The following is a 12,835-nucleotide window of genomic DNA, read 5'->3' as shown; positions in this document are numbered from 1 at the left end:
ACTTGCCAAAAACATGGGGAAAACCCCAGGACGCCCAGGAAAAGACAATCGCCATATCCCCAAAGCGGGTGCAAATATAGGACGGTTTTTTTGCTTACACAATACATACTTATTTTTTTTTGAAGTTATTAACAAGAAAAATTACAAGTAATTGGAAATCAATGCTATGAATTAAACTATTTTTTTGATTCTGAACAAAATCAGGACTATATCACAAACTTCTTGTCTAATTGATTTCGACATATTCGCTACGATAGCGCCAAAGACACCTTACACAACTTTCTGTTTATCAGCTAAAATTTGTAAAATAGGACGCCAAAAGTTCGACTTACGGCAATGATGATAACCGCCATAAGTATGAATGATAACTTAAATAAACTGTATCGCCACTCTTACTTGCCTGAGCAAATCAACTTTTAGTACTTTATATTGTAGACCACAAAACATCAACAAAGAATACTACTATGAAAAGAAATTCCAGACCAGACCAAATCGAATTACAAAATCACGATAAGGATAATCAGGCGCGGCATAAAAGTTAGGCTTGCCAAATGAAGAGTTGAAATGTTCGGCCTTCAAGTAAATACGGGTCTGTTGAACCCTTGCATTAATAAAAAAATCCAAAAGTGGATAGCCTCCTAATTTTTCATTGTTCTGAGTGAAGAACTCCCCAAGCACCGGGCTGTAAGCATCCATATTATAAGAAGTGAAGTATTTAAGGGTAATGCCCGTTTGCAAATACATGGCTTTTTTAAATACATCCGAAGAGAAATACAGCGTGTTTCTAGTCACCAATTGCGGAACGTTCAACACGTCATTGGACTGGGAAACGGCCTGATACATTATTGTATTGTTCAATGCAAACTTACCGACATTGAACTCTTTGCTATATTTTACCTTTAGGTGATTCACCCCGCTGCCTTCTTGAAAAGGTCTAATGTTAGCCCCTTCCCCTCCCTCTTCGATAGGTATATCGGTATCGGCTTTAAAATAAGTATAGTTGCCCAATCTTGAATATTTAGCGGCCAAATTCCCCCAAAACTTCGAATCAATCTCGAATAGCAAACTATTTACACTTTGTTCTTTAAAAGTCTCTGTATTCTGCCAATTATAATTGGTATAATCACTTTGATACATTAAGAAATTGAAGTTTGGCATTCTAAACGAAGAATGTATCGCGGCCCGAAGTTTATTTCCCTCATTAATTTGGTAGCTCGCCGATCCATCCAAGATACTCCTCGTGAGCTTACCCGAAATCGTATACTTTACCGCACCTTCAATATTAAACCCTTTGATATTTTTTGAGTAGTTGGCGCCCAGGGCAATCTCCTCTCCCTTTAACCTACTCTCAATGGTTTGGGTTTCGGTTATCAATATGCTGTTCGTAAAATAATTGTAATTGTAGAGACTGATGTTTCCTTCAAGTCTTCCTAGAACTGCATTGTAAAAGGTCAGGCCGAACTCGTTGTTCATTATCTTTAAGTTCATTCGATCATCAACTGATGAAACAAGGGAACTTCCAAAAAAAGCATTTGCCGCCGTCTGCGTGAAATTATAGAACTTGGTCTCATAATTAAATCTATGGGTCAGGGCCAATGACGTTTTTTCAACGCTCGAAGAATCTTTATTTTTTTTGATCAACTTATACCGGTGATCCATATAATAGCGTTTGCCCAGCAATTTGTTATCGGCATCGGCAAATCTAATATCGATTCTCGACCTGTCCTTAAAATTCGATTCTTCTGATTCAAATTGTAATTCCTTGTTCGGCAGCCCTCCATTTTCTTCAGTTTCGATATCCTGAGCGGCAATATGGGCCCTAAGGTTATATCTTGTATTCTTGGTCTCGTAATTTAATGTGGTTCTGAAATTGCCCGATTGCGCTTGATCGATCTGATATTTACCCAATGAACGAAAACCTTTATAGGCTATTGAAAAGTTGAAACGCCTCGATGTGTTGAAGGTCAACATGGCGTCAAGCATCTGACCTTGCTCAAAAGTAGTCTTGAAAAAGAGGTCTGACATGGGTGTCGCCACATTATAATAAGCTATTTCTTCTTTCTCGATATAATTATAATGTTTGGCGCTTGCACCTAACGAAGGGTAAAGATTAGTCCTTTCAAAATCGACCCCCAGTTTGTTATAGGGTTGCCCAACATTCGAAAAGGGCATCAGCTCAAAATCATCCCTTCTCAAATAGTTATACTTGTATTCTTTTTTAATGGTCAACGTGGTGTCAAGGTAGGTGGTATCGCTGGCGTAGGATATAATCTTATAATCTTTAATGGTTATTTCATTGCCCGGTAGTTTATTTTTATTGCCAAGTTGTCTTTTCCTCTCAAAAATTTCGGAAGTATCTTTTACTCTGGTCCTAGGAATTGAATCCTCCTGAGCGAAGAGCGAAATATTCATCAGAACAAATAGCGGTAGGAGGAAATATCTCATCGAAACGAATGATGGCCTTTCAAAATTGGCATTATACAGGTCACGCCCATTGGCGTGATTAACTCGATCATTAATTTTGGCAACTGCCTACGGCAAAGCGTCAAAATAAAATCATCACCGACAAAGTTAATTTTTTTGTTGCTAACCAAATGTGAAAGTTTTTGCAAGAGTGCCATAATGGTTCGCAAACCTGTTCTTTTCTATCGCCCTTGTTTGGCCTATATTCGTATACATCAATTTTTCACGATCCGTGCTGAGACTTTTTCACACTTACATAGATGAAATTGGAACCGACGAGGCAGGAAGGGGGTGTCTGGCAGGCCCCGTAACCGCTGCTGCATTGATCTTACCGAAAGATTTTGAAAATGAGGTTCTGAATGATTCGAAATTATTATCGGAAAGAAAAAGAACTTTACTCCGTCCGATCATCGAAAAAAAGGCCCTGAATTTTGGGGTGGCCCATATTTTTCCTGAGGAAATCGATAAAATCAATATTTTGAACGCTTCCATTTTGGCCATGCATACGGCCATTGGCCAATTGCAGATACGATCAAAGTTCATCATAGTTGACGGCAATCGTTTCAAGCCTTTTCAAGATATTCCCCATGAATGCATCATAAAAGGAGATAGCAAGTTCATGAGCATTGCCGCCGCTTCGGTCTTGGCCAAAACCTATCGCGATGAATACATGGAACGCCTGCACGAAGAATTCCCCATGTATAATTGGAAGAAGAACAAAGGCTATCCGACAAAAGAGCATCGTGAGGCCATTCGAAAATATGGATTGACCAAGCACCACAGAAAAAGCTTCAGACAGTTACCTATGCAAACTTCGCTTGACTTATAAGAAATCGGACAATAATTGCCCGGCTCTTTAAAAAGTTGATATAGTAGTTTATAAAGTTTCAGCACCGGCCCTATTTAAAAAAAGTTAATGTCATAAATTTGATATAAAATACCCGCCATGAAGCTCAAGGGCTTGTTTTTTCTATTGACTTTATTGATTTTTAACTGCGCCAGGGAAGACCAGAAAAATATTCCTCTATCGGCATATGTAGGAGCAAATGCACTTGCCGCAATACAAATCAACGGTCTTTCCTCGCTTCACGATAGTCTTGAAGTCAACGATTTTATCAAGAGATTCGAAAACCTTGGTCCCTATAAATCCATCGTAGATAAAATTGCTTTTCTAGAACAGATCGACGCGAAATCAACCGGAATGTTGGTTTTTTCGGAAACCGAAAAAGACAGTATCGAGTTTTTTTTCGTTTCAGAGCATCTGTCTGACATGTTCAGTGTCGACAGCCTACGCGCCAAATACGCCGAAAAATTGATTTTTGGAAATCGGACAATACATAAATATACCATGAACGATAAGGCTGTATTCAGCACCTTGGCAGATGACATGCTCTTTGTCAGTTCATCGGCCTCTTTTTTGAACGAAACATTGGAAGATGTAGAAGATCGCCGACCGAACATTACTTTTCAGCGTTTGTATGGCATCGCCGACAAAAAAAAGCCTTTAAACATATTCTTCAATCTTGAACAAAGCGATCTTTTGATGGACCAGATCGTATCGGATGTGCCAAGAATTTCGGTTTCCGATTTTGCGGACTGGATCTACTTTGATGTTGACATAGGCAGTGAATTACTTGGTTTAAACGGCATTGCCATTGCCAATGACTCGTTACCGAATTATCTGAATCTTTTTAAGGGAACTGAAGCACTTCGCAATACCACCCCTTTCATAGCCCCTCTCGAATCAGATGGCATTTCGTCATATACTTTTGACGACCATACCGTTTTTGAAACCAACCGATCGAATTACCTCAACAAACCCGCCAAGGATAATATCATTTTCAATACGGTAGAAGAAATTGGAATCGTCTATTTGAATACAGAAAAAGTAGTATTGCTGAAGACCTATGGTTCTGAGGAACTCTTAAGATATTTAGGGGCCATACAAAATGATATTGTCGATTATCAGGGCAACGGTATTCAAGAGCTCAACGAGGGTGATTTTCTGTTTACGGCCTTTGAGCCTCTCGTCGATGATTTCAATGCCAAATTTTGTACCGTACTTGATGATGTATTTGTTTTTGGCCGGACAAAAGAAGTTTTACAGACCATCATTTCAAGCTATAAAAAAGGAAGCACCTTCGATAAAAATCCTGTTTATACCGAGGCGAGCAAAAATCTGGGGGGCGCGGCCAATATACTTGTCGTGTCGAACCCTGATAAAATCGAACAACTATCGAAAGACAATTTCATAGACAATCTTCATAAAGACCTGAAAGACCCCAAACTTGATGGGTATGCATACGGTGCCCAAGTGGTTACCGGTGGCGATTTTTACCATGTCAATCTTTCCGCCCAAAGAATTGTGGCCCCGAGCAACATCAAGACCATAAGGCCGATTTTCAATGTTGCCCTAGATACGACACTTGCAAACGAACCACAATTCGTAATGAATCACAATACCAAGCGAAAAGAGGTAGTCGTACAAGATGTCACGAACAAACTCTATTTGATTTCTTCAAGCGGAAAAATTCTTTGGAAAAAACAATTGGAAGGAAAAATACAAGGGAAAATACATCAAGTCGATATTTACAAGAACGGTCGTCTACAATTGGCCTTCACTACCAACAATCAATTTTTGATCCTCGACCGCAATGGCAAAGAAGTAAGGCCCTTTACTTTAAAATACGAAGGTGGCAACCTCAACCCCTTGGCCGTGTTCGATTACGAGGGCAAAAAGGATTATCGGTTCGTAGTTACACAAGGCGAAAAGGTTTTTATGTACAATCGCAAGGCACAAATCGTAACCGGGTTCAAATATACACGTGCCGAAGCGCCGATTATAAGCGCTCCAAAGCATATTGTCATCGGCAACAAAGACCATTTGGTCTTTCAAATGGAAGGTGGCATCTTAAAAATTCTGAATCGGGTCGGCGATGTAAGGGTCAGGGTAAGTGACAAAATCGATTTTTCAGAAAACGGAACCTTCCTTTATAAAAACAAATTCACCGTCACCGATAAGAAAGGAATTTTACATCAAATAAATTCGAGAGGAAATTTTGAAAGAACAAACCTCGGCCTAAACCCCGACCACGGTCTCGATGCCACCCTGAACACTTTAGTTTACATGAATGACAATATATTGAACATTAAAGGCAAAAAGGTCGAGCTTGATCTTGGGGTCTATAGTAGGCCAAAGATTTTTTATATCTATGACAAAATATATGTCAGCGTAACCGATATACAGAACCAAAAGGTCTATCTGTTCGACAGTCAAGCCAACCTAATACCCAATTTTCCCATATTCGGTATTTCTGCTATCGATTTGACCGACATCGACAATGATAGAAGATTGGAGGTCGTTGTAAAAAATCAGACCAATTCTTTGACAATTTACACAATGGACTAATTACATAATGAATATTACACTTTGTACAAAATTTGCGACAACTGATACAACCTTGCCAGAATGATTACACTGATTTTGCTATTTTGGAGGGCTTAAGACAAACGATACTAATTTTTGATTCGCCTTAATGTTAACCTATGAAAGACAATACCGTTAAAAGTCGATCAAGATACTTGATATGGATTATTGCATGAAATCGAAACCGAACTGCAAAACACTTATTCTTATTACCCACAAAATGCAAAAAACATCAAAATGAAAAAAATCGCCCAACTATTGAAAATGGGGCTTCCTATGATTTTTATCTTCGCCTATGCTCCAGATGCAAATGGTCAGTTCTTGAAAAAATTGGGAAAACGTGCCGAGAAGGCCGCGGAACGGGCCGTTGAGCGACGTGTTGAAAAAGAGGCCACCGAAAAAACAGATCAAGTACTGGACAGTATTCTTGAACCCGGGTCCCAAGAGGAAAAACAAAAAAAGAATCCTGTCCCAAATGAGACTTCGACCAAAGGACCTAGTGGTAATGGACAGAACACCGATACGAATGACCCTGGAGGTTCAACGGAACCAATGTCAACCGATAATCCAAAAACAATTTCGGTATATAGCAAATTTGATTTTGTGCCCGGTGACAACCAACTATTTTTCGACGACTTCTCAAATGACTTTATCGGGGACTTTCCTAGTAAATGGAACACCAATGGTTCCGGTGAAGTAGTAACCATCAATCAAGGTACGGAGAAGTGGTTTGCCCTAGTACCCGGCTACAGCACATATTACGTTCCAGACATACCTAGTTTGCCAGAAGAGTACACGATAGAATTTGACGTAATGGCCACCGGTCTTGATAAAAAAACCGCTTCCACGGCCATTCTGCGGGTTATTCTTACCGACGACAATCTATTTAAAAAAGGTAATTTCGCCAGTGTGGATATCCCCTTCTGTCAATATCACCCAATCGGTTTTCATGTGCGGAATCAAAGGGGAGACATCAATAATAATATCCAAGGAGATATTCGTCAGGATGTTATCAACCAACCTCACGTTTCCATAGCCGTGAACAAAGAGCGTTTTCGCCTTTGGGTGAACGAAAAGAAATATGTGGATATTCCCAGAATGATTCCCACGGCGACCCCACCTACTTCCCTAAAATTTGAAGTCATCAATTTTAAGGACGGAAAAGAACGGCTCTTTCTAAAAAACCTAAAAGCTGCCGAGGGCGGTGTAGATCTTAGGAGAAAACTAATCACCGAAGGAAAAATATCAACTAACGGCATTTTGTTCGATTCAGGTTCGTCGAACATACAACCTCAATCCATGGGAATAATAAGACAGATTTCGCAGGTTCTTGCACAAGAAAAAGGCATGAATCTAAAAATAGTCGGGCACACCGACTCAGAAGGTGACGATTCGACCAACATGCAACTCTCAGAAAAAAGGGCGGAAGCTGTCAAAAACACCTTGGTCACAATTTATAACGTTGCTGCCGATAGACTGGCAACAGCAGGTAAAGGAGAATCTGAACCTGTGGGCGACAACAGCACCGCCGAAGGAAAAGCCCAGAATAGACGCGTGGAATTTATCAAACAATAATCTTATATATAGAACTTGAAAATGAAAAAAACAGCATTACTCATCTTTTCACTGATTTTAGGAACAATCTCGATTACGGCACAAGATAACTGTAGCAAATATTACCCGATGATAGAGGGCACTACCTTTGAATATACCAATACCGATAAAAAAGGAAAGACCGAGGGCATAACGAGCTATAAGATATCAGATGTTTCACAAAACGGTGGTGCTACCAATGCGACCTTCAATTTAAAGTATGTCGATAAAAAGGGAAAAGAAGTTTTCAGTACCGCCTACAATATTACATGTGACGGCAATATGGTCAAAATTGACTATCAATCCCTTTTTCCGTCTCAAATGATGCAACAATATACCGATATGGGGGTTGAAATGGATATTTCAGGTACCGACATCGAATTACCGAACAATTTGAAGGTCGGACAAGAGCTGGATGATGCGAATGTTTCCGTTTCGATGAACATGAGCGGTATTAAGATGAAAATGGAGGTCGATCAGACAGAAAGAGTGGTCAAAAGCAAAGAAAGTGTTACAACCGCCGCAGGAACATTCGATTGTTATGTGATTACCGAAACGACACGATCAAAGACCATGGGAGCGACCCAAGAAATGATTTCGAAACTGTGGTTGGCCGAAGGCGTGGGAATGGTAAAGCAAGAAACTTATAAAAAAAATGGCAATCTCATGAGCACTACCGAGCTTACGAAGTTCAGTAGATAATCGTGCTGTCATAAAAGAAAAAACCCCGGCTCAGACCGGGGTTTTTTCTTTTATGATCTTCGCTTTGAAAAGGACTTCAAAATGATCTAATAGTTTTTGTTTTACCTCGGTCATGTCGATTTCCTTTTTCCCCAATTCCACATTTAGGGAAGTAACCGCCTTGTCCTTGATTCCACAAGGAATCATCATATCGAAATACCCCAGGTCGGTATTTACGTTCAATGCAAAACCGTGCATGGTAACCCATCTACTGGCGCGCACGCCCATAGCGCAGATTTTTCGGGCAAAGGGAGTGCCCACATCGAGCCAAACTCCTGTTTCACCCTCCGAACGCTCTCCTTTAAGTCCGTATTCGGCCAAGGTCAAAATGACCATTTCTTCCAATAAACGGAGGTATTTGTGAATGTCGGTAAAAAAATTGTCAAGATCAAGAATCGGGTAGCCCACGATCTGCCCCGGTCCGTGGTACGTAATATCGCCTCCCCGGTTGATCTTATAGAATTTGGCTCCTTTTTCATGCAAAACCCCTTCATCGACCAAAAGGTTCTCGATATCCCCACTTTTTCCCAAAGTGTACACATGTGGATGTTCTACGAACAAAAAATGATTGGGGGTTTCCTGTTGTTCCGCTTCCCTCCTATTCTTTGTTTTTATATCGACGGTACGTTGAAAAAGCAATTCTTGGTAGTCCCAAGTTTCCTTGTAGTCCATCAATCCTAAGTCTTGAACCTGTACTTTTTTATTTTGTTTCATTGACCAATTTTGTACTTCAAAAAATAAAGTCGCCGATTTTTCATTTCCCCAACCCTAAAGGGAGGAAAAATCGACTGGCACTATCCAAGAAAAGCTTCAATTTTCTTGATTACTCCTTCAAAGTTATTGTCGATTTCAAAATTTTCAAAACGCACTACTTTCAATCCATGGTCCTCGATGACCCTAGTCCGGTCTTTGTCGTATTCGATGTTGAACTTATGTTGACCGCCGTCCAGCTCAATGACCAACCTTGCGCGATGGCAATAGAAGTCAAGAACATACTTACCGAATGGATGTTGTCTTCGAAATTTCAAATCCTTGGGTCTTTTGCAAAGAAAATTCCATAATTTCTTCTCTTGAGGGGTCTCTACCTTTCTCAAAAAGGCAGCAAAGGCAAATTTATCGGCCGAAGCCCCGGCATGCATTCCTTCTTCCTTCAGTAAATTTTTATTTTTTCCCATTAGGATTCAAATAGGAACAGCAAAAAATGCTTTCGCTTTTTAAACTCAATTTGAACGGATGGTCAAAGGTAGAAAAATCCCCCCTTTAGGGCAGGGGAAAAGATTTTTCGGTAATGCAAACTTTCGGAAAATCTTCTGCAAACAACTTTATTGTAAAATTTAAATAGGGTTTCAATTCGGATTGTTCAAAATTACCAAAGCGGCAATAACCCCTGGAACCCATCCACAGAATGTAAGCAACAGCACGATCAAAAATGACCCGCAACCCTTGCCAATGACAGATAGAGGTGGAAAAAGTATAGCTAGTATAACTCGTATAAAACTCATTGATTTGGAATTTTGATGATTGATGTACATATATGACGCAAGATCATTCTTTTTGTTACGCTTTCGACGGTTTATCTTTGATAAGGTTCAACTGGGAAAAACCAAACCTTTTACAGATAATTACGCAAGTAGTTTCAAGTTTAAATACCTTTGATAAGATAATGGGCAAGTTATTGTTTACCATATTGATTTTTTTCTCCTGTTCGAAGTCAGGTGATCAAATGGTTTCTTTCGAAAAACCTGACAATTTTGAGGTAGAAAGGCCGACCTATTCTTATTTGGCGCTCGGTGACAGCTATACCGTCGGTGAGAGTGTTACCTCAAAATCAAGTTTCCCAAAGCAGCTTGAAAAAAGTCTTGAGGCAAGTTTGAGAATCAAGGTGCAGACCCAGATCTTGGCTAAAACCGGCTGGCGCACAGATAATTTGTTGGACGCCATCGAAACGGCCGATTTGAAAACTTCCTATGATTTTGTGACCCTGTTGATCGGCGTCAACAATCAGTATCAAGATATTCCGTTTGCCAGATATGAGAAAGAATTTCCAGAGCTATTGTCACATGCCATCAAGCTGGCAAATGGCAATTCGGCCAAGGTAATCGTAGTTTCGATTCCCGATTGGGGTTTTACACCTTTTGGAAAAAACCGGGATAGGCAAAAAATATCCGCCGAAATCGATTTATATAATTCGTTTGCCAAAAAGGTTGCCGAAGATTCTCAAGTACATTTCATAAATATTACCGACATTTCCCGTGAGGGTCTTGAAAGGCCCGAGTTGGTTGCGAACGATGGTTTACATCCTTCTAAAGAAGCCTACAAATTATTTGTGGAAAGAATTGGCCCTATTATTTCCCCTAGATTGAAAGATTGACCGAGACTGCCTATATTTGCAGCCTTAATTTAACATCAAATGCAACTTTCGGAACAAGAAATCGTAAGAAGGGAAAAACTGAACAAATTACGGGCAATGGGCATCGACCCGTACCCTGCTGCTCTTTACCCCGTAGATGCCACTTCAAAGAGTATCAAAAATGATTATTCCGAAGGAAAAAAGGTGGTAATTGCCGGAAGGCTGATGTCGCGCAGAATTCAGGGAAAAGCCTCCTTTGCCGAATTGCAGGATGGCGAGGGCCGTATACAGGTCTATTTCAACCGTGACGAAATCTGCCCGGGAGAAGACAAGACCCAATATAACGAAGTCTATAAAAAGCTGCTCGACATTGGCGATATCATCGGCGTCGAGGGCGAACTTTTCACCACCCAGGTCGGGGAAAAAACGGTTTTGGTCAAAAACTTTTCGTTGCTGAGCAAGTCACTCCGACCCTTACCGCTGCCTAAAAAAGATGCCGAGGGCAACATATATGACGAATTCAACGATCCAGAGTTGCGCTACCGTCAACGCTATGTCGATCTTACGGTTAATCCGAAGGTCAAGGCAACTTTTATCAAACGCACCAAGATTACCAACAGTATTCGCGAATTTTATAACGAAAAGGGGTATCTAGAAGTCGAAACACCCATTTTACAGCCCATTCCCGGAGGTGCCGCGGCACGTCCGTTTTTAACGCACCACAATGCACTGGACATTCCTTTGTATTTGCGCATTGCCAACGAACTTTATCTGAAACGGTTGATAGTTGGCGGATTCGATGGGGTTTATGAATTCTCAAAGGATTTTCGCAACGAAGGAATGGATCGTACCCATAACCCCGAGTTTACGGTAATGGAACTCTACGTGGCCTATAAGGATTACAATTGGATGATGGACACGACCGAACAATTGCTTGAAAAGGTGGCCATCGATGCCAACGCAAGCACCAAGGTCAAGGTGGGCGAACATGAAATCGAGTTCAAGGCACCTTACCCAAGGGTTCCTATCTTGGAGGCCATCAAAATACATACGGGTATCGACGTATCCGGAATGAATGAAAACGAATTACGAAAGACGGCCCAAAATCTAGGCATCGAAGTCGATGACAGCATGGGTATCGGCAAACTCATCGATGAGATTTTTGGCGAAAAATGCGAGCACCACTACATTCAGCCTACATTTATCATCGACTACCCTAAGGAGATGAGTCCGTTGACGAAAGAGCATCGCTCGAATCCTGCCCTGACCGAACGTTTCGAACTGATGGTCAATGGCAAGGAATTGGCCAATGCCTATTCAGAGCTGAACGACCCTATCGATCAACGCGAACGGTTCGAAGAACAATTGAAACTTTCGGAAAAAGGTGATGACGAGGCCATGTTCATCGATCAAGATTTTCTACGCGCACTTGAATATGGCATGCCGCCGACCTCGGGCATCGGTATCGGAATCGACCGTTTGGTCATGCTATTGACCAATAATTCATCGATACAAGAGGTGTTGTTCTTCCCACAGATGCGACCCGAGCGCAAACAAATGGATCTTAGCGACGACGCCAAAATGGTTTTTGAGACTTTGAAAAAAGCTGAAAAACTTCCTTTGAACGCTTTAAAGGAACAGTCGGGACTTTCGAATAAAAAATGGGACAAGTCCATTAAAGAGCTGACCAAGAACAATTTGGCCAAAGTCGAAAAGACCGATGAAGGACTTGTTGTGGAACTTGGTTCTTAAAACTTGTCATTCCGACGAGTAGAAATTCTCACCTTTGATTAATTTTTGTCATTCCGACAAAGGAGGAATCTCAATGAGCGTTGTAGGGAAACAGGTATTCCAAAAAATTCAATTCGGGGTTGATTATTTTTATCAAAGCGACCTTCTTTTCGCGACGCCAACCTTTGATTTCTTTTTCGCGTGCTATGGCATCATGTATCCATTCGAACTTTTCATAATACAATAGATGGTTGCATTTATACATTGCGGTAAACGTCTTTTTGCCCGTCTTTGCATTTTCGACATGTTGATATAATCGCTTGGCCAGATAATTGGTAACTCCAGTGTAAAGAACCGTTCGATTCTTGTTCGTTATTATGTACACATGATAAACATGATAACCTTGACCTCTGAACATAGTTGTAAAATAACAAAGATTAAGCATATTGTATGAGATTCCTCGCTCCGTTGTACTTCGCTCGGAATGACAAAAGTCTTTGCTTTGTCATTTCGAGTCCCAGAGGAATCCC

The 12,835-nt window shown here is 40.7% G+C and carries 11 protein-coding genes; 6 read left to right on the top strand and 5 right to left on the bottom strand.

Features of this window, described 5'->3' with window-relative positions; all coding sequences use genetic code 11:
- Nucleotides 1-462: 462 nt before the first annotated feature.
- Nucleotides 463-2,445, bottom strand: a complete 1,983-nt coding sequence (locus ACEZ3G_RS09055) for a putative porin (protein ID WP_432425119.1) — start codon at nt 2,443-2,445, stop codon at nt 463-465.
- Nucleotides 2,446-2,695: 250 nt separating this feature from the next.
- On the opposite strand from ACEZ3G_RS09055, the gene ACEZ3G_RS09050 reads away from it, so the two are divergent.
- From ACEZ3G_RS09050 to ACEZ3G_RS09035, 4 genes are all read left to right on the top strand, one after another.
- Complete coding sequence (locus ACEZ3G_RS09050; protein ID WP_432425118.1) at nt 2,696-3,292, top strand: ribonuclease HII; 597 nt, start codon at nt 2,696-2,698, stop codon at nt 3,290-3,292.
- A 117-nt stretch (nt 3,293-3,409) separates the two neighbouring features.
- Entirely contained in the window at nt 3,410-5,872 is a 2,463-nt protein-coding gene (locus ACEZ3G_RS09045) for a ribonuclease HII (protein ID WP_432425117.1), read from the top strand.
- Nucleotides 5,873-6,127: 255 nt separating this feature from the next.
- Entirely contained in the window at nt 6,128-7,465 is a 1,338-nt protein-coding gene (locus ACEZ3G_RS09040) for an OmpA family protein (RefSeq protein ID WP_432425116.1), read from the top strand.
- Nucleotides 7,466-7,486: 21 nt separating this feature from the next.
- Nucleotides 7,487-8,185: a TapB family protein gene (locus tag ACEZ3G_RS09035; RefSeq protein ID WP_432425115.1), complete on the top strand. Its 699-nt coding sequence runs from the start codon at nt 7,487-7,489 to the stop codon at nt 8,183-8,185.
- Between the two features lie 30 nt (nt 8,186-8,215).
- Here ACEZ3G_RS09035 and lipB read toward each other — a convergent pair whose 3' ends face one another.
- From lipB to ACEZ3G_RS09020, 3 genes are all read right to left on the bottom strand, one after another.
- The gene (gene lipB / locus ACEZ3G_RS09030; protein WP_432425114.1) at nt 8,216-8,938 is read right to left on the bottom strand and encodes a lipoyl(octanoyl) transferase LipB; all 723 of its coding nucleotides are present in this window, start codon (nt 8,936-8,938) and stop codon (nt 8,216-8,218) included.
- Between the two features lie 80 nt (nt 8,939-9,018).
- Nucleotides 9,019-9,399 (bottom strand): endonuclease domain-containing protein, encoded by a 381-nt coding sequence (locus ACEZ3G_RS09025; RefSeq protein ID WP_432425113.1) that lies wholly within the window; start codon nt 9,397-9,399, stop codon nt 9,019-9,021.
- A gap of 171 nt (nt 9,400-9,570) precedes the next feature.
- Nucleotides 9,571-9,726, bottom strand: a complete 156-nt coding sequence (locus ACEZ3G_RS09020; RefSeq protein ID WP_432425112.1) for a YqaE/Pmp3 family membrane protein — start codon at nt 9,724-9,726, stop codon at nt 9,571-9,573.
- Nucleotides 9,727-9,887: 161 nt separating this feature from the next.
- Here ACEZ3G_RS09020 and ACEZ3G_RS09015 point away from each other — a divergent pair, with 161 nt between their 5' ends.
- Both ACEZ3G_RS09015 and lysS read left to right on the top strand, forming a co-directional pair.
- On the top strand, nt 9,888-10,595 hold the full coding sequence (locus tag ACEZ3G_RS09015; RefSeq protein ID WP_432425111.1) for an SGNH/GDSL hydrolase family protein: 708 nt from the start codon (nt 9,888-9,890) through the stop codon (nt 10,593-10,595).
- Nucleotides 10,596-10,634: 39 nt separating this feature from the next.
- Nucleotides 10,635-12,326 (top strand): lysine--tRNA ligase, encoded by a 1,692-nt coding sequence (gene lysS / locus ACEZ3G_RS09010; protein ID WP_432425110.1) that lies wholly within the window; start codon nt 10,635-10,637, stop codon nt 12,324-12,326.
- A gap of 70 nt (nt 12,327-12,396) precedes the next feature.
- Here lysS and ACEZ3G_RS09005 read toward each other — a convergent pair whose 3' ends face one another.
- Entirely contained in the window at nt 12,397-12,723 is a 327-nt protein-coding gene (locus ACEZ3G_RS09005) for a GIY-YIG nuclease family protein (RefSeq protein ID WP_432425109.1), read from the bottom strand.
- Nucleotides 12,724-12,835: the final 112 nt, after the last annotated feature.

This window comes from Meishania litoralis (assembly GCF_042611095.1).
In the GTDB taxonomy this organism is placed as follows: Bacteria; Bacteroidota; Bacteroidia; order Flavobacteriales; family Flavobacteriaceae; genus Meishania; species Meishania litoralis.
The sequence above is the reverse complement of the archived record's forward strand: the minus strand, read 5'-3'. Positions and strand labels throughout refer to the sequence as shown.